The sequence below is a fragment of the Rhodopseudomonas sp. G2_2311 genome (assembly GCF_047501505.1).
Taxonomy (GTDB): domain Bacteria; phylum Pseudomonadota; class Alphaproteobacteria; order Rhizobiales; family Xanthobacteraceae; genus Rhodopseudomonas; species Rhodopseudomonas palustris_H.
In genome coordinates this window covers 126,681-151,982 of record NZ_JAZDRK010000005.1, presented here as the reverse complement: position 1 = coordinate 151,982, position 25,302 = coordinate 126,681, and the positions used below count along the sequence as shown (strand labels likewise).

The 25,302-nt window shown below is 64.9% G+C and carries 22 protein-coding genes; 8 read left to right on the top strand and 14 right to left on the bottom strand.

Features of this window, described 5'->3' with window-relative positions; genetic code table 11:
* The first annotated feature begins 265 nt into the window (after positions 1-265).
* The 3 genes from VRZ08_RS10730 to VRZ08_RS10720 are packed head-to-tail and all read left to right on the top strand — an operon-like array spanning position 266 to position 3,469.
* The gene (locus VRZ08_RS10730) at positions 266-1,114 is read left to right on the top strand and encodes an enoyl-CoA hydratase (protein WP_164573059.1); all 849 of its coding nucleotides are present in this window, start codon (positions 266-268) and stop codon (positions 1,112-1,114) included.
* A gap of 3 nt (positions 1,115-1,117) precedes the next feature.
* Positions 1,118-2,254 carry an acyl-CoA dehydrogenase family protein gene (locus VRZ08_RS10725; RefSeq protein WP_414532526.1) on the top strand — a complete coding sequence of 379 codons (1,137 nt, stop codon included), beginning with the start codon at positions 1,118-1,120 and terminating at the stop codon, positions 2,252-2,254.
* A gap of 18 nt (positions 2,255-2,272) precedes the next feature.
* On the top strand, positions 2,273-3,469 hold the full coding sequence (locus tag VRZ08_RS10720) for an acyl-CoA dehydrogenase family protein (RefSeq protein ID WP_107354574.1): 1,197 nt from the start codon (positions 2,273-2,275) through the stop codon (positions 3,467-3,469).
* Between the two features lie 177 nt (positions 3,470-3,646).
* Here the strand turns inward: VRZ08_RS10720 and VRZ08_RS10715 are convergent, their stop codons facing one another.
* The 12 genes from VRZ08_RS10715 to iorA all read right to left on the bottom strand — a co-directional run bounded on the left by VRZ08_RS10715 (position 3,647) and on the right by iorA (position 17,006).
* On the bottom strand, positions 3,647-4,852 hold the full coding sequence (locus VRZ08_RS10715) for an ABC transporter substrate-binding protein (protein ID WP_414532525.1): 1,206 nt from the start codon (positions 4,850-4,852) through the stop codon (positions 3,647-3,649).
* Between the two features lie 37 nt (positions 4,853-4,889).
* Complete coding sequence (locus VRZ08_RS10710; protein WP_414532524.1) at positions 4,890-6,590, bottom strand: AMP-binding protein; 1,701 nt, start codon at positions 6,588-6,590, stop codon at positions 4,890-4,892.
* Complete coding sequence (locus tag VRZ08_RS10705) at positions 6,574-7,323, bottom strand: ABC transporter ATP-binding protein (RefSeq protein WP_414532523.1); 750 nt, start codon at positions 7,321-7,323, stop codon at positions 6,574-6,576. The genes VRZ08_RS10710 and VRZ08_RS10705 overlap by 17 nt, the downstream gene beginning before the upstream one ends.
* Positions 7,324-7,327: 4 nt before the next feature.
* Positions 7,328-8,089, bottom strand: coding sequence for an ABC transporter ATP-binding protein (locus tag VRZ08_RS10700; protein ID WP_264054568.1), 762 nt, complete (start codon positions 8,087-8,089; stop codon positions 7,328-7,330).
* Positions 8,086-9,231, bottom strand: coding sequence for a branched-chain amino acid ABC transporter permease (locus VRZ08_RS10695; protein ID WP_107343382.1), 1,146 nt, complete (start codon positions 9,229-9,231; stop codon positions 8,086-8,088). The genes VRZ08_RS10700 and VRZ08_RS10695 overlap by 4 nt, the downstream gene beginning before the upstream one ends.
* Before the next feature lies 1 nt (position 9,232).
* A complete protein-coding gene (locus VRZ08_RS10690) occupies positions 9,233-10,105 on the bottom strand; it encodes a branched-chain amino acid ABC transporter permease (protein ID WP_107343381.1) in 873 nt (290 codons plus the stop codon).
* Between the two features lie 212 nt (positions 10,106-10,317).
* Positions 10,318-11,652 (bottom strand): phenylacetate--CoA ligase family protein, encoded by a 1,335-nt coding sequence (locus VRZ08_RS10685; RefSeq protein ID WP_414532521.1) that lies wholly within the window; start codon positions 11,650-11,652, stop codon positions 10,318-10,320.
* A gap of 22 nt (positions 11,653-11,674) precedes the next feature.
* Entirely contained in the window at positions 11,675-12,235 is a 561-nt protein-coding gene (locus VRZ08_RS10680) for a 2-oxoacid:acceptor oxidoreductase family protein (RefSeq protein ID WP_107343379.1), read from the bottom strand.
* 14 nt (positions 12,236-12,249) lie between these two features.
* A complete protein-coding gene (locus VRZ08_RS10675) occupies positions 12,250-13,080 on the bottom strand; it encodes a thiamine pyrophosphate-dependent enzyme (protein WP_414532520.1) in 831 nt (276 codons plus the stop codon).
* A 1-nt stretch (position 13,081) separates the two neighbouring features.
* Positions 13,082-14,245, bottom strand: a complete 1,164-nt coding sequence (locus VRZ08_RS10670; RefSeq protein WP_414532519.1) for a 2-oxoacid:acceptor oxidoreductase subunit alpha — start codon at positions 14,243-14,245, stop codon at positions 13,082-13,084.
* Positions 14,242-15,186: a 2-oxoacid:acceptor oxidoreductase family protein gene (locus VRZ08_RS10665; RefSeq protein WP_107354566.1), complete on the bottom strand. Its 945-nt coding sequence runs from the start codon at positions 15,184-15,186 to the stop codon at positions 14,242-14,244. The genes VRZ08_RS10670 and VRZ08_RS10665 overlap by 4 nt, the downstream gene beginning before the upstream one ends.
* The gene (gene iorA / locus VRZ08_RS10660) at positions 15,183-17,006 is read right to left on the bottom strand and encodes an indolepyruvate ferredoxin oxidoreductase subunit alpha (protein WP_107354565.1); all 1,824 of its coding nucleotides are present in this window, start codon (positions 17,004-17,006) and stop codon (positions 15,183-15,185) included. Before iorA ends, VRZ08_RS10665 begins: the two co-directional genes overlap by 4 nt.
* Positions 17,007-17,274: 268 nt before the next feature.
* Here iorA and VRZ08_RS10655 point away from each other — a divergent pair, with 268 nt between their 5' ends.
* The 3 genes from VRZ08_RS10655 to VRZ08_RS10645 all read left to right on the top strand — a co-directional run bounded on the left by VRZ08_RS10655 (position 17,275) and on the right by VRZ08_RS10645 (position 19,473).
* A complete protein-coding gene (locus VRZ08_RS10655) occupies positions 17,275-17,598 on the top strand; it encodes a hypothetical protein (protein WP_107354564.1) in 324 nt (107 codons plus the stop codon).
* A 122-nt stretch (positions 17,599-17,720) separates the two neighbouring features.
* Positions 17,721-18,653 (top strand): CHAD domain-containing protein, encoded by a 933-nt coding sequence (locus VRZ08_RS10650; protein WP_414532518.1) that lies wholly within the window; start codon positions 17,721-17,723, stop codon positions 18,651-18,653.
* Positions 18,654-18,681: 28 nt separating this feature from the next.
* Positions 18,682-19,473 (top strand): hypothetical protein, encoded by a 792-nt coding sequence (locus tag VRZ08_RS10645; RefSeq protein WP_107343372.1) that lies wholly within the window; start codon positions 18,682-18,684, stop codon positions 19,471-19,473.
* A gap of 54 nt (positions 19,474-19,527) precedes the next feature.
* Here the strand turns inward: VRZ08_RS10645 and VRZ08_RS10640 are convergent, their stop codons facing one another.
* Positions 19,528-20,544, bottom strand: a complete 1,017-nt coding sequence (locus VRZ08_RS10640; protein WP_107354562.1) for a CBS domain-containing protein — start codon at positions 20,542-20,544, stop codon at positions 19,528-19,530.
* Between the two features lie 482 nt (positions 20,545-21,026).
* Here VRZ08_RS10640 and VRZ08_RS10635 point away from each other — a divergent pair, with 482 nt between their 5' ends.
* Entirely contained in the window at positions 21,027-21,662 is a 636-nt protein-coding gene (locus VRZ08_RS10635) for a hypothetical protein (RefSeq protein WP_414532517.1), read from the top strand.
* A 543-nt stretch (positions 21,663-22,205) separates the two neighbouring features.
* On the opposite strand, the gene VRZ08_RS10630 is transcribed toward VRZ08_RS10635, so the two are convergent.
* A complete protein-coding gene (locus tag VRZ08_RS10630) occupies positions 22,206-23,819 on the bottom strand; it encodes an ABC transporter substrate-binding protein (RefSeq protein ID WP_408017837.1) in 1,614 nt (537 codons plus the stop codon).
* A 250-nt stretch (positions 23,820-24,069) separates the two neighbouring features.
* Here VRZ08_RS10630 and VRZ08_RS10625 point away from each other — a divergent pair, with 250 nt between their 5' ends.
* Entirely contained in the window at positions 24,070-25,200 is a 1,131-nt protein-coding gene (locus tag VRZ08_RS10625; protein ID WP_414532516.1) for a M20/M25/M40 family metallo-hydrolase, read from the top strand.
* The last annotated feature ends 102 nt before the right edge of the window (positions 25,201-25,302 follow it).

Below are 25,302 nucleotides of genomic sequence, written 5' to 3'. Positions count from 1 at the left end.
GCCGCCCGAAATCAATTCTGGCCCCTCCGCTCCCCTGCCCGACGGCCATCGCATAATCGCGGCGGACGCGGTTTGTTCTGGCTCAAAGCGGCTGGCTTCCGGAACTTCGCGGCGCACGCCGACGGCCTTCACCACAGCGCTCCGCGGCACGGAATTCCTCGGCAGCTGCGGCAGAGAAGCCGTTTGCAGTCGCGCGCGCGACCTGCCACACTCCGCGGAACACAACCGGCGCCATAAGCCGAGACAACAAGAAACGGGAGGAAGGATGAGCTCCTACGAGACGATCCTGGTCGAGCGACCGGATCCGGCGGTCGCACGAATCGTGATGAACCGTCCCGACGCGCGCAACGCGCAGAATCTGCAGATGACCTACGACCTCAACGCCGCGTTCGACGACGCGGTGCAGGACGACACCGTCAAGGTGATCATCTTGGCAGGCGCGGGTCCGCACTTCTCCGCCGGCCACGATCTGCGCGCCACCACCAAGAACGAAGCCGGCATCGACTTTCCGCCGGTCGGCGCCTGGGGCGGCTTTCGCGAGCCTGGCGCGCACGGACGGATGGCGCGCGAGCAGGAGATCTATCTGCAGATCACCCGGCGCTGGCGCAATCTCGCCAAACCGACAATCGCGGAAGTGCACGGCAAATGCATCGCCGGCGGGCTGATGCTGGCTTGGGCCTGCGACCTGATCGTCGCATCGGACAATGCGGAGTTCTGCGATCCGGTGGTGACGATGGGCGTGTGCGGCGTCGAATGGTTCGTGCATCCCTGGGAGCTCGGGCCGCGCAAGGCCAAGGAGCTCTTGTTCACCGCCGATAGCTGGAGCGCACAAGAGGCCCACCAGCTCGGCATGGTCAATCACGTGGTGCCCGCCGCCGAACTATCCGCCTTCACCATGGCGCTTGCGCAGCGCATCGCTGCCAAGCCGAGCTTCGCGCTCAAGATGACCAAGGAAGCGGTCAATCGCTCGGTGGATATCCAGGGTCAACCGGCCGCGATCGATCAGGCGTTCGCGCTGCATCAGCTTTGTCACGCTCACAATCTGCAGGAGTTTGGAATGATCGTCGATCCGTCGGGACTGCATCCGTCGGTGCGCAAACAGGTGAAGGTGTAAGCGATGGATCTCACGCCGAGTGACGAACAGCGGCTGCTGCGCGAAAGCGCCGACCGCTTCATCGCCGAGACCTACACCATCAAGCTGCGCGAACAGAACGCCAAGGAGCCGTTCGGCTTCAGCGAAACGATCTGGAAGCAGTTCGCCGATCTCGGCTGGCTGGCGCTGCCGCTACCGGAAGCCCATGGCGGCATCGGCGGCGGCGCGATCGAAGTCGGAATCCTGATGGAAGCGTTCGGACGCGGCCTCGTCAGCGAGCCGTATCTGTCGACCGTAGTGCTCGGCGCCGGCCTCGTCGCCGAACACGGCCGCGACGAGCAGAAGGCGGCGCTGCTGCCGAAGGTCGCGGACGGCACGCTGCGGCTCGCCTTCGCGCATGCCGAACGCGCGGCGCGTGCGGATCTGTCGCGTGTCGATACCACCGCCCGCAAGGACAGCGACGCTTACGTGCTCGACGGCGCCAAGCTCGCCGTGCTGGACGGCGCATCGGCCGATCAGCTGATCGTGTCGGCGCGGCTGGCCAACAACGGCAGCGGCTCGCTGCGGCTGTTCCTGGTGCCGCGTGATGCGGCCGGGCTGACACTCGCCGACTATCCGCGGCTCGGCGGCGGACGGGCGTGCAATCTGACGCTGGAGAATGTGCGCGTGCCAGCCGACGCGATGCTCGGCGCCGATGTCGACGCCTATCCGGCGGTCGAGGCGGTGGTCGATCGCGCCCTCGCCGCGATGTCGGCCGAAGCGGTCGGCATGATGCAGACGCTGACCGACAAGACGCTCGACTATACCAAGGTTCGCAAGCAGTTCGGCCGTCCGCTCGCCGCCAATCAGGTGGTGCGGCATCGCCTCACCGACATGTCGGTGCAGGTCGACGAAGCCCGTTCGATGGCGCTGCGTGCCGCGCTGAAGGCCGAGGCGGACGCTGCCGACCGCGGCCGTGCCTGTTCCGGCGCCAAGGCCAAGATCGGCAAAGGTGCGCGCTTCGTCGCTGAGCAGTCCGTGCAGCTTCACGGCGGCATGGGCGTCACCGAGGAGCTCGACGTCGGCGCCTACTTCAAACGCCTGCTGGCGTTCGAAACCCTGTTCGGCGGCAGCACCCACCATTATCGCCGCCACGCCGTGCTCAGCGGCCGGCCGATCTAACAAAAGCGAGGCATCGACATGGACATGACCTTCGGCGACGCCGAGCTCGCCTTCCAGCAGGAAGTGCGCGACTTCATCGCGGCCAATCTGACACCCGACATGAAGCGGGCGGAATCACTCAACGCTTCGGTGTTCTCCGAGCCGGAGGCCGGCGTGCCGTGGCAGCGCGCCCTCAACGCCAAGGGCTGGGGCGCACCTGGCTGGCCGGTCGAATATGGCGGCCCCGGCTGGACGCCGGCGCAGCGCTGGATTTTCGAGACCGAATGCGCCCATGCCGGCGTGCCCACGCCGACGCCGATGGGCGTCAAGATGGTCGGGCCGGTGATCATCGGCTTCGGCTCGCCGGAGCAGAAGAACTACTTCCTGCCGCGAATCCTGTCCTGCGAGGACTATTGGTGCCAGGGTTATTCCGAGCCCGGCTCGGGCTCGGACCTGTCGTCGTTGAAGACCCGTGCGGTCCGCGACGGCGACGAGTACATCATCAACGGCACCAAGATCTGGACCACCCACGCGCACAACGCCAACATGATGTTCGCGCTGGTGCGCACCAGCGACGAGCCACGGCAGCAGGACGGCATCAGCTTCGTGCTGATCGACATGAAGAGCCCCGGCATCACCATCCGGCCGATCCTGACGATCGGCGGCGACCACGAGGTCAATCAGGTGTTCTTCGACGACGTCCGGATTCCGGCGTCGAACCTGGTCGGCGAGGAAGGCAAGGGCTGGACCTACGGCAAGTATCTCTTGGAATTCGAGCGCGGCTCCGGCATCGCCTCGGCGAAGCTCCGCAAGGCGCTGCACCGGGCGGCGGCGTTCGCCGAGTCGGACGCGACCGGACGGGCAATCGAGGATCCCGACATCGCGATCCGGATGTCGGAGGCCGAGGTCGATATCGATGCGCTGGAAATGACCGAGCTGCGTGTGCTCTCCGCGCTGCAGAACGGCCAGAACCCCGGCGCGGTGTCGTCGATCCTGAAGCTGCGGACCAGCGAGATCTACCAGGCAGTGAGCCGGCTCGCGGTCGACGTGATCGGCAATGACGGCCTCTATGTCGAACCGACCCGTCCGCTGCACCGCCTCAACGCCCCGCCGGCGATTCCAGAAGACGAACTCGCCGTGATGCCGACCCATCTCAACGGCCGCGCCTACACCATCTTCGGCGGCACCTCCGAGATCCAACGCGACATCATCAGCAAGCTGGTACTGGGGTTGTAGGGAACCACAACCGTCGTCGTTGCGAGCGAAGCGAAGCAATCGAGGCTCCGTACACGACGCTGGATTCTTCGTCGCTTCGCTCTTCGCAATGACGAGGAAAGCGATTGATATCTGCCAATCCCAAAGAAAAATGCCCGGCCCGAGCCGGGCATTTGCGTTTGAGGCAATGTGCCGAGATTATTTCTCGGTCTTGTAGGACTGGTTCTTGGCGATCGTCGTCCAGCGGCCGTCCTTGATCTGGCCGATCACCGCCGCCGAGACGCCGAGGTGGTTGTCCTTGGAGAAGCTGATCGGGGCGCCGCCGAAAATGTCATCGAAGGTCTCGCCGGATTCCAGCGCGGTCATCAGCGACTCGGTGGTGAGGGACTTGCCGGCCTTCTTGGCGAAATGCGCGAACACCATCACGCCGTTGTAGCCGGCGGTCGACTGCTGGTTGGCGTCGATGCCGAACATCTTCTTGTAGTCCTCGATGAACTTCTTGACCTCGCCGGTGGCGGTGTCGGCGTAAAAGATCTCGGTCTGACCGACGCCATAGATGCCTTCGGTGGTTTCCTTGCCGAGTTGCGGAAAATCCGGCACGTAGCTCGGCGACGACACCACGAAGGTCGGCTTCCAGCCGAGCTTCTGCGCCGCCGTGGTGATTCCGACCGACTCGCGCACCACCGAGCCGAGCGCCACCATGTCACAGCCGTCAGCCTTCATCCGCGCGACCTGGGAGTTGAAGTCGGTGGCGCCGCGCTTGAACGACACCATGGTGGCGCTCGGGATGTTCATCGCCTTGAGCTGGTCGGTGTAGGCGTCGGTGAAATTCTTACCCATCTCGTCGTCCTGATAGACGATGCAGGGCTTCTTCGGTTTGGTGTTCTCGATGACGTATTTGATGCCGAGCCGCATCGTGTCGTAATACGGGCTGAACATGTTGAACTTCAGCCGATCCTCAGGCTTCGCCGGGTCCATCTTGAAGGTGAACTCGGCGGCGGTGATCGGAAACAGGTGCAGCATGCCGGCCGACTGCACCAGCGGCATCGGCGCCAGCGTGGTGGCGGAGCCCATTGCCGATACGATCGCGAACACCTTGTCGAGTTCGATCAGTTTCTGGGTGATCAGCACCGCTTTCTTCGGATCGTAGCCGTCGTCCTCGTTGACGAGGCGAATCTTGCGGCCGTTGATGCCGCCGGCGTCGTTGATCTGCGCGATCGCCAGCTTCATGCCATTGGTGGCCGGTACACCCCAGGCCTTCAGCGGCCCGCTGAGGTCCATATGGGTGCCGATCACAATCTCACTGTCCGTGACGCCTTGAGTCTTGAACTGCGCGAGGGCGGGCTGGGCGCCGAGGCCGATCAGCGCCGCGGCGGCGAGCATCGGCAGAGTGCTGGACTTCATGGTTTCGCTCCCTCTTTGTTGTTTCGTTGGTTGATGGCTAATGCGCGCTGGCGGCCGACCGTCGCTCTTCCACGAGGTCGCCGTCGTCACCTTTCAAAAGATGCCGCCGCATCGTTCCCGATGGCGCCAGTTCGGCATCCCCCGGACGCAACGCCCGCTCGATCAGCGTGAAGCGCTCGATCCGGATCGCGGCGTGGCGGCGATTGACGTCGGCGATCGCCGAACCCACCAGCGCGCGGATTTCGTCGGCCTGGCACAGGCTCTGGAAATGCGTGAACGGAATGCCGCGGTCCTGCGCGTAGCGAACCGCGTGGTCGCCATCGAGCAGCACCTTCGCAACCGCGCGGCCGTCGCGGTCGAGATGCACGAAGGCGTCGGCGATATAGGGCGAGGCGCTGAGCTCCTGCTCGGCGGCGAACGGCAGCACGCGTTCGCTGCCCCGCTGCAGCACGTCGTCGAGCCGGCCGACGATAGCGTAACGATCCGCGCTCTCACGGCGGGCGATGTCACCGGTGTGCCACCATCCGTCGCGATGTAGGACAGGCGTGGTGTCGCCCGCATAGCCGAGGAACAGTGCGTCGCCGCGCAGCCAGAGTTCGTCATGGTCGCCGAGCTTCCACTCCATCGCGTGATGATCGGCAATCCGCACGGCGCCGCCGGCTTCAGCATGGCCATAGATATCCGTCAGCGGCCGGCCAAGCGCGGCGAACCAATCGGCAACATCGGGCCGCAGCGCCGCCCCGCTCGACAGGCACAACCGTGCGCGGCCAAGGCCGAGCCGCCGCCGAATCGGTGCGAGCACCAAGGTATCGGTGATCATGCGCAGCGGCGAGCCGTCGCGGCCATGGGCAAACGCGATGCGGCACGCCCAGTGCTGAAACTTCGTCGTTTCGCCGATCGCCAGCAGGATGCCGGCGTGCAGCCTGGCGTATAGCTGCGGCGAGGCCTGCACGATGGTCGGCTGTAGTTCGGCAAGATCGGCCAACGCCGTGTCCGGACTTTCCGGAAAATTGACCACCGTGCCGGCGAGCAGCGAGGCGTAGATGCCGACCACGCGCTCCAGCACATGATGCAGCGGCGTGAGCGACAGCCGCTCGTCGCTGGCACGCAATCCCAGCACCTGCATCGCGCGTTCGGCCTGCGCGATCACCGCATCATGGCCGAGGATCGCACCGCGAACCGGGCCAGTGCCGCCGGAGGTGTAGATAATCGCAGCCTCGCGTCCCGCCGCTCCCGAGGCGCCGTCCCGTCCCGCCGCTTCGAGCGCCGACAGCGGAATCACGCAAGGATCACCGGCGCCATCGTCCCACTGCTGATGCATCGCGACGACGCGCCGGAGCGACGGGCAGCGTTCGCGGACGCGGAGCGCTTTGTGCAGTTGGTCGTCGCCGGCGACGAACAATACGCTGGCCTTGCAGTCGCCGAGCACGCGCGCGAGATCATCGGCGTCGCCATGCGGATCGAGCCCGGCTGAGACACCGCCGGCCGCGCCGATCGCGAGATCCGCCAGCACCCACTCGTAACAATTGTCGCCGATCACCGCGCCGACCGAACCGGGGCCGACGCCTTGAGCGCGCAGGCCGGCGGCGATCGCCTCGATGCGATCCGCGAACTGGCGGCCGCCGACCGGCTGCCACAGCCCGTAGCGCTTCCAGCGCAGCACCGGGGCATCGCCGTGCTGGCGCAGCGCCGCGATGACGCGGCCCGCCAGCGTGGTCGTGTCAGTGCCGCTTGCCATGTCCGCTCTGTCCGTGGCCGAGATAGAATTCCCGGATCTGATCCGATTGCATCAGGTTGGCGCAGGTGTCGTGCTTCACTACCCGGCCGACCTCGAGCACATAGCCATAGTGTGCGGTCTCCAGCGCCATCCGCGCGTTCTGCTCGACCAGCAGGATCGAGACGCCCTCCTCGGCATTGAGCCGCCGAATGATCGCGAAGATCTCCTTGACCAACAGCGGCGACAGACCGAGCGACGGCTCGTCGAGCAGCAGGACCTTGGGCCGCGCCATCAGCGCGCGGCTGATCGCGAGCATCTGCTGCTGGCCGCCGGAAAGCTGCCCGGCGAGCTGATCCTGGCGCTCGCGCAGCACCGGGAAATAGTTGAACGCCTTCTCGATGTCGGCGGCGACCTCGTGCTGATCGGTGCGGATATAGGCGCCCATCTTGAGGTTGTCGCGGACGCTGAGGAACGGGAAGATCTCGCGCCCCTCCGGCACGTGGCTAATGCCGAGCCGCACCACCTTGTCCGGCTCCATCGACTGGATCTTGCGGCCTTCGAACTCCACCGTGCCCTTCAGCGGATCGAGCACGCCCGAGATCGTCTTCAGGATGCTGGTCTTGCCGGCGCCGTTGGCGCCGAGCACCGCGACGATCTGGCCGCGCATCAGATCGAGGGTGATGCCGCGGATCGCGGTGATCGGGCCGTAGCAGCTTTCGATATTGGCAAGGCGCAGAATCGGCTGGGCGCTCATGCGATCAGGCTCCCAGATAGGCGGCGACGACGTCGGGATGGTTCTGCACCTCGTCAGAGGTGCCGAGCGCCATCATCCGCCCGTAGTTCAGCGCCAGCACGCGGTCGGAGACGCGGCTGACCAGCGACATGTCGTGCTCGACCATCAGCACGGTGATGCCGAGCCGGCTATTGATCTCGAGGATCCACTCCGCCATCGCGTTGGTCTCCTCGACGTTGAGGCCCGACGACGGCTCGTCGAGCAGCAGCAGCTTCGGTCCGACGCACAGTGCGCGGGCCACCTCGATCACCTTGCGAACGCCATAAGGCAGACTGCCGATCGGGGTGTCGCGATAGCGCTGCAGGCGCAGCACATCCATCACCTCCTCGGCGGCGCGCCGATGCGCGATCTCCTCGTCACGGACTTTCTTGAGACGCAGGATGTCCTGCCAGGTCGAGGTGGTGGAATGGCGATGTCGGCCGACCAGCAGATTGTCGAGCGTGGAAGCACTCTCGAACAGCTCGATGTTCTGGAAGGTGCGGGCAATGCCGCGACCGGCGATCTGCTGCGCCGACAGCCGCGTGACGTCCTCGTCGCGAAAGATGATGTGGCCGGCATAGGGCGTGTAGAGCCGACTGATCAGGTTGAACAGCGTGGTCTTGCCGGCGCCGTTCGGCCCGATGATGGTGAAGACCTCGCCTTCGGCGATGTCGAACGAGACGTCGTCGACCGCGGTGAGGCCGCCGAACTTGACGGTGAGCTTGTCGACCTTGAAGAACGTGCTCACCGGTTGCGCTCCGACTTCAAGAACATCCGCTGGGCTCGCGCGCTGGTCGGCCGATACAGCGGGAATTGCCGGAAATACGACTTCACCCGCGCCCATCGTCCATCGAGGCCCATCGGCTCAAAGATGATGAACAGGATGATGATCAGACCGAAGATCAGCGACTTCAGCCCTGGCGCGCCGGCGACGCGGACGATTCCGGCCTGGATCGCGTCGGTGAGCTGATCCGACAAGCCAATCCCCTGCATCGCCGCCAGGGTCAGTTGCGGCACCTTGTCCTTCACCACGATCAGGATCGGGTCGACCATAATCATGAAGATCGCGCCGAACACCGCGCCGCGCAGGCTGAGCACGCCGCCGATGATGATGATCATGACGAACTCGATCGACATCGACAGGCTGAACATTTCCGGGCTGATGAACGACAGCTTATGCGCGTACAGCACACCGGCGAGCCCGGTGAAGCCGGCCGAGATTGCGAACGCCCGGGTCTTGTAGCGCGCGGTGTCGATGCCCATGCTGCGCGCAGCAGTCTCGCTGTCGCGGATCGCCAGAAACGCACGGCCCGTTGGCGAACGAAGGATGTTGATCGCCGCCAGGATCACCACCACGGTGACGCCGAGGCAGAGATAATAGAATCCCTGTGCGCCGAGCTTCAGCCCGAACAGCGACGGCGCGCCGAGCATCAGGCCCTCGTTGCCGTTGGTGACGCTCTCCCAGCGGGTGACGATCTCCTCGACGATGAAAGCAAATGCCAGCGTGGCGATTGCCAGGTAGATGCCGTGCAGCCTTAGCGCCGGCAGCCCGACCAGATAGCCGATCAGCCCAGTGAAACCGCCGGCCAGCACCAGATACACCGGCAGCGGCAGACCATGCTTTTCGCAGACCGCCGCCGTATAGGCGCCGATCGCCATGAAGGCGGCATGGCCGATCGAGACCTGCCCGGCCTGCCCCGACAGCACGTTCATGGCGATGCCGACGATGGCGTAGATCAGCACGAACACCAGCTGGCTGAGATAATAGGACTCCAGCACATAAGGCGCGGCGATCAGCGCCGCGACCAGGACGGCGTACCAGAACGCAGCATTCTTCGACGGGAACAGCTGCTCGCTTTGCGCGTAGCTGGTGCGGACATGCGCGCTCATCTCAGACCTTCTTCAGCGCGTTGCTGCCGAACAGGCCCTGTGGTCGCCACAGCAGCACCGCGAGCAGCACCACATAGGCGGCGACATCCTTGAAGCCCTCCGGCAGATAGAAGCCCGACAGCGACTCGACGATGCCGATCGTGATGCCGCCGGCGAGCGCGCCAGGAATGCTGCCGAATCCGCCGAGCACCGCGGCCGGGAACGCCTTGATGCCGAGGAAGCCGAGATTGGCGTGGATGAAGGTGATCGGAGCCAGCAGCACGCCGGCGCAGCACGCCACGATCGCGCTCAGGCTCCAGATCAGCGAGAACATCCGCTTCACCGGAATGCCCATGTAGTAGGCGGCCAGCATGTTCTGCGACGTCGCCTGCATGGCGATGCCGATTTTGGTGAAGCGGAAGAAGGCGTAGAGCACGGCGCACAGCAGCGCGGTGGCGACGATGATCGACAGGCTGTCCTGCGACAGCACCAGCCCACCGAGCTGGATCACGCCGCCGGTGAACGGCGTCTCGATCCGCAGATCGTCGGTGCCCCAGATGATGCCGACCAGCGAACGGATGACGAGGCCAAGGCCAATCGTCGCCATCACGATCGAGAATTGCGGATAGCCGAGGATCGGCCGCACCACCAGCCGCTCCATCGCGGCGCCGAGCACCGCCATGCTGACCACACACAGCAGAAAGCCGAACCAGTAGTTCAGCCCGAGCGTGGCGATGAAGGTGAACGACAGGAACGCGCCGAGCATCATGATTTCGCCCTGCGCAAAATTGACGACTTCGGTCGCCTTGTAGATCAGCACAAAGCCGAGGGCGATGAGGCCGTAGACGCAGCCGAGGGCAATCCCGCCGATCACCTGCTGGACGAAATCGAGCATTTCTTCCCCGTGTGGTTCTTTGGCGAACCACATTTTTGCGGCCGACATTGATTGCCGGTCCGGCGTGACTGAGTGTTCCGTTACGCGTTGACCGCGCGTACGGCTTACTCAATCAGTTAATTAAAGTTAGATCATCGCGCGCCTGTCAAGGCGCGCGTCGATTACTTTTATGCTGCATCGCGAAGACGCGATTGCGGTCAGCAATCAGGCGATCAGATGTTCCGCTGATCTTTGACCCGCACCGCCTTGCCCTGAGAGCGCGGAACTTCGCCTGGGGCTTTCACCGAGACCTTGCAGGTGACGCCGATCAGCGACTTGATGTGATGCGTCACTTCCGCCGCCTTCTTGGCGCGGGCCTCGTCATCGAACGGCGCACCGGGCGCGACTTCGACTTCGACCGTCATGGCGTCGAGCGCCTTCTCGCGGGTCAGCACAATCTGATAGTGCGGCGCGATGCCGGGGAAGCCGATCAGCACCGACTCCACCTGCGACGGATAGACGTTGACGCCGCGGATAATCAGCATGTCGTCGTCGCGACCGGTGACACGCATGATACGCAGATGGGTGCGGCCGCAGGCGCAGGGCTCGGTGTTCAGGCTGGTGATGTCGCGGGTGCGATACCGGATCATCGGCAGCGCTTCCTTGGTGAGCGTGGTGATCACCAGCTCGCCGACGGAGCCCATCGGCAGCACCTGAAGCGTTTCCGGATCGATGGTCTCGAACAGGAAGTGGTCTTCCCAGCCGTGCAGACCATTTTGCGCAACGTGGCATTCGCAGGCGACGCCGGGGCCCATGATTTCCGACAGGCCATAGACATCGACCGCCTTGATACCGAGGCGCGCTTCGAGATCGCGGCGCATCGCATCGCTCCACGGCTCGGCGCCGAACAGGCCGACCCGCAGCGGCGCATCGCGCAGGTTGATGCCCATCTGCTCGGCGACTTCCGCGATGTTCAGCGCATAGGACGGCGTGCAGCACAGCACATTGGCGGCGAAATCGACGATGAGCTGCACTTGGCGTTCGGTGCCACCCCCGGAGGCCGGCACCACGGTGCAACCCAGCCGCTCGGCGCCATAGTGAGCACCGAGACCGCCAGTGAACAGGCCGTAGCCATAGGCGTTGTGGACAATATCGTCCGGCGACGCGCCGGCGCCGACCATCGAGCGCGCCATCAGATTGGCCCAATTGTCCAGGTCGGTCTTGGTGTAACCGACCACGGTCGGCTTGCCGGTGGTGCCGGACGAGGCATGGATGCGCGGCATCTGATTGCGCGGCACCGCGAACATCCCGAACGGATAGTTGTCGCGGAGGTCGGTCTTCTTGGTGAAGGGAAACTTCGCGAGGTCGGCCAGCGAGGTCAAATCCGCAGGCTTGACGCGGGCTTCATCGAAGCTGGCGCGATAGTGCGGAACGTCGCGATACGCCCGCTCGACAATCTTGCGCAGGCGCTCGAACTGCAGCGCCGCCAGCTGCGGCCGGGGCATCGTCTCGATGGCGCGGTCGTGCATATAGACGGTCTGTTCGCGCAATGCAGGCTGGGCGCTCATCGAAGCAATCCTTTGTCAGAAATCAGGAGGCCGCCGCGACGGCAGGCGCCTTGGCCAGCGCGTAGCCGGCGGCCAGCGCGTCCATGTTGAGATCGAGGAAGCCACGCGGCGAGGACGCGCGCACCACCTGCTCGACCGATTTATGCTTGCAGATGCCGGACAGTTCGATCAGCACGCCCAGCGCCACGATGTTGGTGACGCGTTCGCTGCCGAGTTCGATCGCGGTGCGGCTGAGCGGCAGCGGGTAGCGCTTGAAACGTCCGCCCTCCGGCAGTTCGGGGCACAGCCGGACGTCGGAGATCACCAGCGCGCCGGCCTTGAGCTTCGGCCAGGACGGCTTGATGGCGATCTTGTCGAGCAGCACCAGATGGTCGAATTCGATCGGCAGCGGATAATCGACCTCGCCATGGGCGACGACGAGGTCGGCATTGCAGAAGCCGCCGCGCGAGGTCGGCTCATAAGTCTGTGACTGCGCGACGTGACGGCCTTCCAGCGCCAGTGCGTCGGCGAGCAGCTTGGCGCTGAGCAGCAGGCCCTGGCCGCCGGTGCCGCCGAAGCGTAGTTCGATGCGGGATGTCGACATAGCTGGTTTCCCCGTCACTTGGCGGCACGCGCTGCGGCGGCGGCACGCAGCGCCGCGCCGTATTCCGGCCGGTTGCTCTGGGCCAGAATGCCGGTCGGCAGATCGGTCGAACGGAACGGCTCATCGACGCTGTCGCGATACGCGCTCGGGCGCATCTCGCTCTTCTGCCGCAGCACCATCTCGGCGGAAGAGCCCATGTCGTTCTTGCGGCCGTAGACTTCGGTGCAGTCCGACACCACTTCGACGAAAGCAAAGCCCGGATGCTGCAGGCCGGCCTTGATCAGCTCTTTCAGCTTCGGCACGTGCCGGGTGACTTCGCGTCCGACGAAGCCCGCACCGGCGGCCGTCGCCAGCGCGCAGGCGTCGAAACTCGGCTCGGAATTACCATGCGGCGTGGTGGTGGTCAGCCGCGTCTCCGACGTAGTCGGCGACACCTGACCGCCGGTCATGCCGTAGATCTCGTTGTTGAGCATCAGGCAGGTGAGCTTGAGATTGCGGCGGCAGGCGTGGATCAGATGATTGCCGCCGATCGCCAGACAGTCGCCGTCGCCGGAGATCACCACGACGTGCAGGTCGGGCCGGGCCAGCGCGAGGCCGGTCGCATAGGCCAGCGGGCGGCCGTGCGTAGTGTGGAAGGTATTGGCGTCGATATAAGCCGATAGCCGTCCGGCACAGCCGATGCCAGACACCACCGCGAGCTTGTCGCGGTCGATATTCAGCTCGTGGATCGCCCACAGCAGCGCGCGCAGCGCCATGCCGTGGCCGCAGCCCGGGCAGAGAAAGTGCGGCATCATCTCCTTGCGAAGATAATCGCGGACGTCGAAATGCGGCGCGTCGCGGAACATCTCAGACCTCCGAAGCGAGCTTGGTAGCAGCGGCTGCGATCTGCGCCGGCGTAATCGGTTCACCGCTGATCAGATGCAGGCCTTCGACGCGGCGGTCGCGAAGCTGACGCTCGATCTCGAGCCGCAGCTGGCCGATATTGAGTTCCGGCACCAGGATCGCCTTGGCGTTCCGGGTCGCCTCGCGCAGCGCGATCTCCGGGAACGGCCACAGCGTGATCGGGCGGAACAGCCCGACCTTCTTGCCTTCGGCGCGGCAGGCATCGACCGCGCGGCGAGCCGCACGGGCGCTGATGCCGATCGCAACGATCACCACCTCGGCGTCTTCGCAGCGCACGGCTTCGTAGCTGTCGATCAGATCGCGATGGCGGTCGAGCTTGGCATAGAGCCGGCCGAGATTCCGCGTCACCGTCTCCGGGTCCTGGCTCGGGAAGCCGGTCTCGCTATGCGTCAGGCCGGTGGTGTGGGTGCGATAGCCGTCACCCGGACGCGGCATCGGCGGCACCAGATCGGCATCGGCCGCGTATGGCTTGTAAGCCTCGCGCGGGCCGCTCGCCCATTTGCGGGTCGCGTGCACCGACGTGCGGCCACCGAGCGCCACGGTCTCGGACGACTGCGCGATCACTTGGTCGTACAGCAGGATCACCGGCGTGCGGCACAGCTCGGCAAGATCGAAGGCGCGAATAGTCTCGTCGTAGATCTCGCGTGCCGAGGCCGGCGCCAGCACGATCATCGGATAGTCGCCGTGGCTGCCGTAGCGGGTCTGGTAAATGTCAGCCTGCGACGGCCGCGTCGGCATGCCGGTCGACGGCCCCCCGCGCATCACGTTGACGATCACACAGGGAATCTCGGCGCCGGCGGCGTAACCGATGTTCTCCTGCTTCAGCGAGAAGCCGGGACCGGAGGTCGCGGTCAACGATTTGACGCCGCCCATCGAGGCACCGACCACCGCGGCCATTGCGGCGATTTCGTCTTCCATCTGGATGAACACGCCACCGGCGGCCGGCAGCATGGTCGACAGCCGCTCGGCGATTTCCGACGACGGGGTGATCGGATAGCCGGCGAAGAACTTGCAGCCGGCGTCGATTGCGCCCTGGGCACAGGCGGCGTTGCCGGACAGCAGCTTGGCAGCGGCGGCTTTGGGGACGTGACGATCCGGCGCGTTCATTGCGCGGCCTCCATCGCGGGCGCTTCGGTGTCGAGATGGACGCGGATCGCGAAGTCCGGGCACAGCCATTCGCACAGCCGGCAGCCGGTGCATTTCTCCGGCGCCACCAGTTCGACGACGCGGTCGGCATTGAGCTTCAGGCAGCGCTCGGGACACAGCTTGACGCAGATCTCGCAGCTCTTGCACCAGGCATCGGTGATCTCGAGCCGCGGCTGATATGGCGTATGCGCCGGTGCCGCTGCAGGCGCGGCATCGGCGGACGGCGTCTCGCTCTTGGCGTCCGCAATCCAGTTACGGCCGAGTTCGAACGCGGCCGAATTCACCGCGATCGTCTTCTTCGGCACGAAGGCGGTGACGGTCTTTTCCCATTCCGGCAGCGCGAATTCGAGCACGGTCGACAGCGCACCGAGCAACACGACGTTGGCGGCGCGCTCGTTGCCGAGCTCCTCCGCCATCTTGGTGGCGTCGATCGCGTAGGCTTCGGATACGTAGGCCGCGACTTGTTCGGCGGTCTCGGTCGAGTAGCGCATCGGCGCGCCGGGACGGCGGCTGAGGCAGGCGAACGGCGGCACGATCCGCTTGGTGTCGCAGATGAACACGCCGGTGTCGCGTTTCAGATGCGGCAGCCAGCGCAGCCCCTCGGCCCACTCCAGCGCGATCAGCACGTCGGCCTCACCCTTGGCAATGGTCGGCGACCACACCCGCGGCCCGAACCGGACGTGGCTGAACACGGTGCCGCCACGCTTGGCCATGCCGTGCACTTCGCTTTGCTTGACCTCGTAGCCGTGCGCCTGCGCCAGCGACGCAAGCACCTTGGACACCATGATCACGCCCTGGCCGCCGACGCCGACGATCAGCACGTTAGTAGGCTCCGCCAGCGCCGCGTTGAACGCCACCGGCTCGCTGTCCGCATTCACTGCGATGTTGCTCTGCTCGTTCATTGCGTCACCGCCGGGCTCGCGATCTTGATGCAGTCGATGGTGCAGACCTGGGCGCACAGCGTGCAGCCGATGCACAGCGCCGGATCGATCTTCACCCGGTGCCGCCCCTCGAACCACTCGTCGCTCCAAGTCAGAGCGGGGCAGCCGAGATTCATGCAGGACTGGCAGGCGGTGCACTGGCTTGTGATGACTTCCAGCGGCGGCCCCTTGATCTTGATCGGATCAAGCACGCACGGCCGGTTCGAGATCAGCACCGCGACGCCGCGATAGTTGATTGCCTCGCGGAGCGCCTGATGGGTGGCGGCGAGATCGTAGGAGTCGACCTTCTTCACCCATTTGACGCCGCAAGCCTTGATCAGCGCCTCGTAGTCGACCTGCGGCGCGGGTTCGCCGCGCAACGTCTTGCCCGTGCCGGGATGCTCCTGACCGCCGGTCATCGCCGTGATGTGGTTGTCGAGCAGCACCACTGCGATATTGGCCTGGTTGTAGACCGCGTCGATCAGCGCCGGCAGGCCGGCGTGAAGGAAGGTGGAGTCGCCGATAGTAGCCACCACCGGCTTGGTCTCCCCGGCCTTCGCCATGCCGATGGCATTGCCGATCGAGGAGCCCATCGCGACGCAGGTGTCGATGCCGCGCAGCGGATCGAGCACTGCCAGCGTGTAGCAGCCGATGTCGCCGGCGACGCGGGCGCCGGAGGCGCGCACCGCCATGAAGCTCGACGTATGTGGGCAGCCGGCGCACAGCACCGGCGGACGCACCACCGGCTCCGGCACCCATGCGTTGTAGGACGGCGGCGCCGGCAACAGGCCAGCCTGAACGAAGCCGGCGCGGACAACTTCAGGCGAGAACTCGCCGGCACGCGGAAACAGCCGCTTGCCCTCGACCTTGATGCCGAGCGAGGCGACCTCTTTCTCGATGATTGGTTCGAGCTCCTCGACCACGAACACCTGCTCGACCGAGGCGCAGAATTCGCGCAGCAGCGTGTCGGGCAACGGCCAAGAGGCGCCGAGCTTCAGCACGGTGGCGTTCGGCAGCACTTCGCGGAGATAAGGATAGCATGTGCCGGCGGTGATGACGCCGAACTTGGTATCGCCCCTCTCGATCCGGGTGATGTCCGCGGTGGCGAGATAGTCCTTCAGCTTGGTTTCGCGCTCGAGCACGAACAGATGACGGCCGCGGGCATGCGCCGGGATCATCACGTTCTTCGACGGCCGCTCCAGGAAGACGCGCGCCGGCACTTCGACGCGCTCGCCCACCGACACCGTGCTGCGGGTGTGGGACAAACGCGTGGTGCTGCGCACAATCACCGGCGTATCGAACTGCTCGGAGATCTCGAACGCCAGCTTGGTGAAGTCGTAAGCTTCCTGCGCGTCGCTCGGCTCCAGCACCGGGATATTGGCGAGCTGGCCGTAGATCCGGCTGTCCTGTTCATTCTGCGAGGAGTGAATACCGGGGTCGTCGCAGACGATCAGCACCAGGCCGCCATTCACGCCGATATAAGTCGCGGTCATGAACGCGTCGGCCGCCACGTTGAGGCCGACATGCTTCATCGCGCACAGCGCACGGCTGCCTGCGAACGACGCGCCCATCGCAACGTCGAGCGCGACCTTCTCGTTGGTCGACCACTGCGCGTGCAGATCCTCGACCGGATAGGTCGCAAGATTCTCAAGAACTTCAGTGCTGGGCGTACCAGGATAAGCAGCGGCGACACGCACACCGGCCTCCCAGGCGGCCCGCGCGATCGCCTCGTTACCGGTGAGCGGGCGAAGCTCTTTACTTTCGGCCTTTAGAGCGGTGGCGGCTTGCCAAGGTGTATGCATCACGAGCTCCCCCCAAGCGCACGCCGCTGCGGCGATTAGAACTACTGTAAAGGGGCTCTCTTTCCCAAATTTACCTTCGATCGTATTTGCGCTAAGTCAACGGACCCGACAGTTATCGATCAGCATGATCACTACGCGTCCACGTTTGCGGCAGCGCTTTTGTGCTGAGTCAATTCTGTGCAGTGCAGCGACGATTACTGCTACGCAAGAGCGGATTGCGACGGCGATCGCGCGCATAGTTGGACTTTAGACGAATAGTGAGGGCGGCATGACGACGACGGCTCCGGACAGCGTCCAGAACACCCCGGCTCCGAGCAAACCGGCGCCGGAGCGCGGACCGGACAAGCACGTCGAAGCGCGGATGGCACGGATCGAAGCGGCGGTACAGCGCATCCAGCTGGTCATCGTGATGGGCGTCGGTGTCGGCGCGATCCTGTGGTGCCTTGATCTTGCGACGCAATTGATGCCCTTCCCGCCGTCGGCCGCTTGGTACTACGGCGGTCAGGCGGTCGCGGCGCTGATCGGCATGGGCATTGCGTATGCGGTGGCCAAGCTGATCGGCTACCCGCTGGAAGTTCTAAAGCGGGCCTGACCGACCGCTATCGCGGTGCGCGGATTTAGCACCCCTCGGCCTCGCCGCGACGCGGCGTCATCGGCGCGTAAATCTGCTAGGATACCGCGGGCGGTCAGCTTCTTTCGCCCGCGTGGGACACAATGCGTCGAGTTCTCAAGAAACCTGCGGCCAAGCCGAGCTCCGGCCAGGCCCATGACATCGTTCTGTCGCAAGACGCCGGCAGCGGCGAGGCATTTCGGGCAATTGCGACCGAATTGCTACGCTTGATCGCCGCGCAGCAACCCAAGGTGCGGCGGCGCGATCCGACCGGCGTTCACCAGATGCGGATCGGCTTGCGGCGGATGCGGGCTGCGATTTCGGTGTTCGGCGAGCTGATCGACGGCCGCGACACCCAGCGGATGAAGCGCGAGCTGAAGTGGCTGGCCGGACGGCTGGCTCCGGCACGCGACCTGCACCTCCTGGAAGTTAAAATAAAGAGCGCTCAGCTCGGCACCGGCTCACCGGCGTTCCTGAAGCGGCTCGGCTCGGACCGCGGTGCCGCGTTCGACAGCGCCAGCGCCACCGTCGAGCTGCAGCGCTTCCGCAAGCTGTTGAACGATCTCAAGTGCTGGATCGAGGCGGGCGAATGGACCAAGGCAGCGGACGGCGCGGACCGCCCGTCGGCGGTCGCATTCGCCGAACAGGTGCTGGCCCGCCGCGCCCGCAAGCTCAACAAGCGCCTGGAGAAGCTGGAGCAGCTCGATGACGAGGAGCGGCATCGGGTCCGGATCGCCGCCAAAAAGCTGAACTACGCGATCGGCTTCTTCGAAAGCCTGTTCGACGGCAGGGCCGGCAAGCGGCTGGAGCGGTTCCGGAAGCACCTGAAGAAGCTGCTCGACGCGCTCGGCGCCCTCAACGACGTCGCCGTGCACCGCAAACTCGCCGGCAAATTTAACCGCCGCGCCAAGGACAAGCTCGACCCCGACGCCGCCCGGCAGCTCGCCGACCTTGATGATGCCGAGATCAGACAGCAGATGAAGGCTGCCGCCAAGGCCGCCGCCAAGCTTGCGGAGGACCCACTTTTCGGCGATTGACGGCGATCGAGCCGCGCTGAAGGACACGATGCAGCCAGATCCCCACCCCCTCGTCGAGGCGGCGACCAGCACCTCACGCTTCGCGGTGACGCGGCGCTGGCTGACGCGGGTGTCCGAATGGTCGGCCAAGGCGACGTTCCGGATCAAACGCGGCACGCCGGCGGTGACGATCGCCGAACTCGGCAAGAGCTGGGACCTGACAGAAGCGCAGCGCACCGTCCTGCTGCAGCTCGGCGAGACTAAGCCGGGCGCCGCGTTCATCGACGAGAAGGTCGCCAACATCAACCGCGCCGCGTTCCACCGTTCGGCCTTCGTGCTGAACGCGGCGACGCATCTGATCTTCGTCGACCTCGCCGCACAGCTCTTGCTGTCGGTGTGGGAATTGAAGGCGGTGCTGGTCGCGCTCAACCTGCTCCTGGCGCTGATCGCGCATTTTCAGATGCGCGAGAATTATCGGGCGCTACTCGCCGGCCCGCGGCAATTGCCGAAGAAGCGCCGGCTGCTCGGGCTGCTGCGCAACCCCCGCTACAACAAGGCGGTGAAGAAGAGCTCCAGGCCCTATGCGCGTAGCGCCTGGAAAGAGCAGACTCTGTACCGCACCGCGTACTTCGCCAACGCGGTGATCATCTTCCTCGGCTCGCAATTCATTCTGCCTGCAGAGCGACTGATCTTCCCGTTTGGATTCCTGGTCGGCAAGATCACCGGACTGATCACCACCATCGTGGTGTTCTTCGACGGCTGGCGCGGCATCCGCGCCGGCGACGACGCCCGGCTCGCGCGCGAGCGCGAGGTCTCGGTGTACCGCAACCTCAAGATCTGAGAGCGCTACGCGTCCCCGCCGAGAGTGTGAAGAGCAAGGCGAACGAACGGCGCCTCAGTGATGCTCCGCTTCGCTCTTACCCCAGGTCAGGAACAGGCCGATGTCGCCCGGGATGCCGTCGGGGAAATCGACCACGCGGGCCTGCAGCACGAAGCCGTGCGGGCGCAGCTCCGACTTCCACCGTAAATAAATGTCGGCGGCCATGCCGCGCAGCGTGGACGGCCATTCCGGATCGGGCGCATTCACGGCGCGGCCGTGATCAGTGCACAGCTCTGCCGGAAACCGCAACAGCAGGCTTTCCTGCTCGCCCTTCTTGGCGGCGGATCGTGCGTTGCGCAGCAGCTTCTGCCAGGTCTCGTCGGTCAGATGGGAGGCCAGCATGTCGCTGGCGAGACGGTGATGCTTCTCGTCCGCCAGCTCCTTGGCATGTTTTCGCTTCTCGTCTTCTTCATGCTCGTGCTCGAGCCCCAGCTCGCGGAACGCCGAGGCGGAGAGATCGTCAGCCGCCGGATCATGCGGCGGCGGAGCCGGCGGCGCGACGGGACGGCTCAGTGCCGCAAGCTTGTCGGACGGTGTCGGCCAGGCGTTCGGATCGTCGTGCACGGGATCAGCTCCGGTGTGATTGAGCCCAGTCATGGTCTTGAGCAGGTCGGCGCGGCTGACGATGCCGACGATGTGGCCAGCGCGCACCACCGGCACCCGCTTGATCCGCTTTTCGACCAACAGGTCGGCGATGTCGGCGAGCGCCGTGGTTTCTTCGACCGTCACCACCGGACCGACCATGACATCCTTGGCGGTGCGGGTATCGGACTTCAGGAATCGGACGTAGTCGGGATGCACCGCCTCGCCTTCCGACAGCATCTGCAGCCACCAATCGTGACGCGCCTCGCGGTCGCTATCGGCGCGCGGCATCAGGTCGCCCTCGCTGACGATGCCGAGCGGCACCCCGGCGCCGTCGATCACCGGCACCGCGCTGATGCCGTGTTTGAGCAGCGTCTCGGCGATGGCGTGGACGGGCGTGTCGGGCTGCACCGTCACGATGGCGGTGGTCATCACGTCTGCTGCCTTCATGGGAATCTCTTCGAACGTTGCGGGCTATCGAATGATATGCGGCGTATATGGCGGTCTGATGCGCGATCTACGCGGGACGGCTTTGCCGCGTCACAGCTGGTTTTGCGAATCTCCGTCAAGCAACCGCCATATTCCGCTGTGCGCTCAGCTTCGGAAAGCCGCAGATAGGGCATCAATCGCGGTCGATCGACGCAGAGCCGACAGGCCGTACCGACATTGGACATTCGACCATAGGGAAAGCCTGTCCGCACTCGGCAAATGACGAGGTATTAATCGTCAACCCTAACAAATTGCGACGCTTTCTGCCGCGATGACGTCACGCCCCCCGCCGTGCTACACCTCGACCGACGGCGCCTCAACGGTTTTGACATACCTCAACGCACCGTTGCATATGCGTGTTCATTTGATTTTCGACAATGCAGCTTGCGGCAGGCGAAACCTATACACCTCGCGCCGGCCTGCCCTGAATGGAAAGACGTAACATGGAGTATCTCTCCGCGCTCGGTCCACTGCTGATACTCATGTTGTTCGGTGGTGGCTTCGTGATCGCAGCGTATCTCACCTTCGACGATATGCGTTCCCGTGGCGGTTCGTTCGATGCCGCTTCCTTCGTCACTTCGATTCGCTCGACGATCGATCGCGTCCGCGCGCTGCCGACGACGACCCTGATCATGATCGGGGCGGTCGTGGTCGCGGCCCTGTTCGTCTATCTGGTGTCGGCGAGCGGCTACTATGCCCGCCCGGCCGCCGTGGAAACCAGCGCCGCCCCGGCTGCGGTCGAAACCGCTGCGACGCCGGCCCCCGAGGCCGCTGCGCCCGCTCCGGTGGCAAAGGCTGCTCCGGCGCCCGCGCCTGCCACCAAGGCCCCCGCCGCCGACAAGCAGGCCGCTGCTGCGGCCCCGGCGGCGATCGCCGCGGTGCGTAATGTCACCTCGACCAGCTGCGCCTCGGACGGCTGCCCGGTGACCTGCGCCGCCAATGAGACCCTCACCTCGGCCTATTGCGTCAACGGCGGCGCTGCCAAGCTCGCCGACCAGCTCACGGTCAAGGACGGCTCGGTGACGGCGAAGTGCAGCCCGAGCGCCAGCGCCATCAAGGTCGCCTGCGCCCGCAAGTGATCGAGAGGCGCGCCCGATCGATATCGGGACAGCACCCTGCCAATCGAGCCCGGCTTCGCGCCGGGCTTTTTGTTGTTCGGAGGTAGAGCGCTTGGTCGATTGATTGGCGCGGATCTGGCCCCTGCCAAGGGGCCTAACGACGTCTTCATCCTGAGCCTGACTGCAAATGCGGGCAATGAAATCAAGCTCTTTTCGCTTCAACCCGTCATGCTCGGCCTTGTGCCGTGCATCCACGTCTTTGACCGGAAACAGCCAGCAAGGCGTGGATGGCCGGAGCGAGCCCAGCCATAACGAAACTAATCGTCAATTGAACAGCTCATGAAAGCCTTTGAATTTTACTGCCCACATTTTCTCGCGCCCTTTCTGAAGAACGCGTAGGCCGGCATGGCGCGCGCCACAATCTGGATGATGTCGATCAGTCATCAAGCGGATGCCTGACGATCCTCCGCGAGCTGTGCCAGCTCTGAACGGCAACGCGCCGCCCTGCTGGACGCAGGACGGCGCGATGATGATCTTGATGAATGATCCGGGCGAGGCGACCGCTCAGTCGCCCTGCTTGTCGATGTTCCAGAACACCGGAGTTGCCGGGCCGTAGACGACGCCGGTGAGTTCCTTGCGCCACACGCTCGGCGCGGTGTACTGGCCGAGCGGGATGTAGATCACCTGGTCGTAGACTTCCTTCTGGATCTCTTCGGCGATCTTCTTTTGCTCGTCCGGCGAGTTGGCGCGGACGAACTTGTCGCGGAGCTCCTCGACCTTGGCGTCTTCTGCCCAGCCGAACCAGCCGCCCTTCTTGCCCTGACCGCCGACCGAGACGTTGGCGACCGGATTGAGAATGTCGGGACCGGCCCAGTTGGTGAAGAACATGTTCCAGCCGCCTTCGCTCGGCGGCTTCTGGCTGGCGCGGCGCGACACCACGGTCTGCCAATCGGTGGCCTGAACGTCGACCTTGAATCCGGCGTCACGCAGCAGCTGCGCAGCAACGATCGGCTGCGCTTTCAGGGTGACGACGTCGCCCGGCGCCATCAAGGCGATCGGCGTGCCGTCATAGCCGGACTCCGCGAGCAGCTTCTTGGCCTCGGCCATACCGTTGCCCTTGACCAGCGTCTCGGAGCCAACGTCGGTCTCGAGCGGCGTGCCGCAACCGAATACAGCGCCACACACCTTGTAGTACTTGGGATTGCCGACCAGCGCGTCGAGCACTGGCTTCTGGCTCATCGCCAGGAAGGCCGCGCGACGAACCTTGGGATTGTCGAACGGCGGATGCAGGAAGTTCATCCGGCCGAGGGTCTGGAAGCCGAGCGGGCTCAGCGTATCGATCGTCAGCTCCTTGTCCTGCGCCAGCACCGGCAGCAGGTCGAACGACGGATTTTCGATGAAGTCGATGTCACCCGACTGCAGCGCGTTCACCGCGGTCTGTGCGTCCGGCATGGTGATCCACTCGACGCGATCGACCTTCACCATCTTGCCGCCCGAGGTCCAGTCCGGCGCTTCCTTGCGCGGAATGTAGTCGGGGTTCTTGACGTACACCGCCTTGACGCCGGGCTGGAACTCGGACGCCACGAATTTGAACGGGCCTGAGCCGATCTGCTCGGGGATCGGTTTGTCGGCCGGCGTCTCGGCGATCCGCTTCGGCATCATGAACGGCACCAGTGACGACGGCTTGCCGATCGACTCCAGCACCAGGGCGTAGGGCTCCTTCAGCTTCAGCGTGATGGTCTTCGGATCGGTGGCTTCGAGGCTGGCGGTGAACTGCATCAGCTTCTGGCCCATGCCGTCCTTCTGGCCCCAGCGCTTCAGCGAGGCGACGCAGTCCTCCGCGGTGACCGGCGTGCCATCGTGCCACTTCAGTCCGTCACGCAACGTGAAGGTGTAAGTCAGCTTGTCGTCTGAGACTTTGTAGTCCGCCATCTGCGGCTGGACCTTGAACTTGGAGTCCATCGCCAGCAGCGTGTCGTAAACCATGTAGCCATGGTCACGGGTAATGTAGGCGGTGGTCAGGCCGGGATCGATGATACGCAGGTCGGAATGCATGACGGCGCGGATCGTCTTGGCATCGACGGCCGCCGGCAGCGTCATCGATGCCGCGAGCGCGAACGCCGGCACAGCGAATTTCGACGCGACGGCCGAGCGCATCCAACGCGGTGGATGGAACATTCGATTTCTCCTGACTTGAAACTGATCAGTCACAGATGATTGCTTGTGCAGGGCAGTAAGTCTCCGGGCGCGGCGTCACGCGATCAGCGCATTGCCACATCCTGATAATCGAGACTTGCACCAAGTGTGCCAAGCGTCAATCATCCGGCTCGCCGCTGCCGGCGTTCGGCCGCGTAGTCGGCGGCGAAATCTTTCGCTTTACAAAGCCGCCGGTAATCAGTCTCGTAATGCCACCAACAGAGAGTGCGCAATGAACCCAGCAAATCTCCCATTCGATTCCGATACGATGTTGCAAGGCCTGCGCGCCTGGGTTGAATGTGAGAGCCCGACCTGGGACACCGCCGCGGTGGAGCGCATGCTCGATCTCGCAGCGCGGGAGATGGCGATCATGGGCGCGACAATCGAGCGCATCGCCGGTCGCCAGGGCTTCGCCGGCTGCGTGCGCGCGCGCTTTCCGCATCCCAAGCAAGGCGAACCCGGCATCCTGATCGCCGGTCATCTCGACACCGTGCATCCGGTCGGAACGCTGGCAAAGCTGCCGTTCCGCCGCGAAGGCAACAAGGCGTTCGGCCCCGGCATCTTCGACATGAAGGGCGGCAACTACCTGACGCTGGAAGCCATCAAGCAGCTCGCCCGCGCCTCGTTCACGACGCCGCTGCCGATCACCATCCTGTTCACGCCGGACGAAGAAGTCGGTACGCCGTCGACCCGTGACATCATCGAAGCCGAAGCGGCACGCAACAAATACGTGCTGGTGCCGGAGCCCGGACGCCCCGACAACGGCGTCGTCACCGGCCGCTACGCAATCGCGCGATTCAACCTGGAGGCGATCGGCAAGCCGAGCCACTCCGGCGCGACGTTGTCTTCGGGACGTTCCGCCATACGGGAAATGGCCAAGCAGATTCTGGCGATCGACGCGATGACCACGGAAGATTGCACCTTCAGCGTCGGTATCGTCCACGGCGGCAAATGGGTGAACTGCGTCGCCACCACCTGCACCGGCGAAGCGCTGAGCATGGCCAAGCGCCAGGCAGATCTCGACCGCGGCGTTGAACGTATGCTGGCGCTGCAAGGCAGCAGCAGCGACGTCACCTTCAACGTGACGCGCGGCGTGACCCGACCGGTGTGGGAGCCGGATGCCGGCACCCTGGCACTGTACGACAAGGCGCGCGCGGTCGCTGCACAGCTCGGCGTCGGCCTGCCGCACGGCAGCGCCGGCGGCGGCTCCGACGGCAACTTCACCGGCGCGATGGGCATTCCCACACTCGATGGTCTCGGCGTGCGCGGTGCCGATGCGCACACGCTGAACGAGCACATCGAGATCGACAGCCTCGCCGAGCGCGGCCGGCTGATGGCGGGATTGCTCGCAACGCTGGGGTGAGCGCTGACCTGTGCAAATCTGATCGCACCGGCTGGCAGCCCTGGCACGGGACTTGCTGAACTCCGAGGGTGATTTCGACGGCTTCAAGCGCAGGTGATGATG

Coding starts and splice junctions, on each gene's coding strand:
- VRZ08_RS10730 (WP_164573059.1), top strand. CDS start 266: ATGAGCTCCTACGAGACGATCCTGGTCGAGCGACCGGATCCGGCGGTC.
- VRZ08_RS10725 (WP_414532526.1), top strand. CDS start 1,118: ATGGATCTCACGCCGAGTGACGAACAGCGGCTGCTGCGCGAAAGCGCC.
- VRZ08_RS10720 (WP_107354574.1), top strand. CDS start 2,273: ATGGACATGACCTTCGGCGACGCCGAGCTCGCCTTCCAGCAGGAAGTG.
- VRZ08_RS10715 (WP_414532525.1), bottom strand. CDS start 4,852: ATGAAGTCCAGCACTCTGCCGATGCTCGCCGCCGCGGCGCTGATCGGC.
- VRZ08_RS10710 (WP_414532524.1), bottom strand. CDS start 6,590: ATGGCAAGCGGCACTGACACGACCACGCTGGCGGGCCGCGTCATCGCG.
- VRZ08_RS10705 (WP_414532523.1), bottom strand. CDS start 7,323: ATGAGCGCCCAGCCGATTCTGCGCCTTGCCAATATCGAAAGCTGCTAC.
- VRZ08_RS10695 (WP_107343382.1), bottom strand. CDS start 9,231: ATGAGCGCGCATGTCCGCACCAGCTACGCGCAAAGCGAGCAGCTGTTC.
- VRZ08_RS10690 (WP_107343381.1), bottom strand. CDS start 10,105: ATGCTCGATTTCGTCCAGCAGGTGATCGGCGGGATTGCCCTCGGCTGC.
- VRZ08_RS10685 (WP_414532521.1), bottom strand. CDS start 11,652: ATGAGCGCCCAGCCTGCATTGCGCGAACAGACCGTCTATATGCACGAC.
- VRZ08_RS10680 (WP_107343379.1), bottom strand. CDS start 12,235: ATGTCGACATCCCGCATCGAACTACGCTTCGGCGGCACCGGCGGCCAG.
- VRZ08_RS10675 (WP_414532520.1), bottom strand. CDS start 13,080: ATGTTCCGCGACGCGCCGCATTTCGACGTCCGCGATTATCTTCGCAAG.
- VRZ08_RS10670 (WP_414532519.1), bottom strand. CDS start 14,245: ATGAACGCGCCGGATCGTCACGTCCCCAAAGCCGCCGCTGCCAAGCTG.
- VRZ08_RS10665 (WP_107354566.1), bottom strand. CDS start 15,186: ATGAACGAGCAGAGCAACATCGCAGTGAATGCGGACAGCGAGCCGGTG.
- iorA (WP_107354565.1), bottom strand. CDS start 17,006: ATGCATACACCTTGGCAAGCCGCCACCGCTCTAAAGGCCGAAAGTAAA.
- VRZ08_RS10655 (WP_107354564.1), top strand. CDS start 17,275: ATGACGACGACGGCTCCGGACAGCGTCCAGAACACCCCGGCTCCGAGC.
- VRZ08_RS10650 (WP_414532518.1), top strand. CDS start 17,721: ATGCGTCGAGTTCTCAAGAAACCTGCGGCCAAGCCGAGCTCCGGCCAG.
- VRZ08_RS10645 (WP_107343372.1), top strand. CDS start 18,682: ATGCAGCCAGATCCCCACCCCCTCGTCGAGGCGGCGACCAGCACCTCA.
- VRZ08_RS10640 (WP_107354562.1), bottom strand. CDS start 20,544: ATGAAGGCAGCAGACGTGATGACCACCGCCATCGTGACGGTGCAGCCC.
- VRZ08_RS10635 (WP_414532517.1), top strand. CDS start 21,027: ATGGAGTATCTCTCCGCGCTCGGTCCACTGCTGATACTCATGTTGTTC.
- VRZ08_RS10630 (WP_408017837.1), bottom strand. CDS start 23,819: ATGTTCCATCCACCGCGTTGGATGCGCTCGGCCGTCGCGTCGAAATTC.
- VRZ08_RS10625 (WP_414532516.1), top strand. CDS start 24,070: ATGAACCCAGCAAATCTCCCATTCGATTCCGATACGATGTTGCAAGGC.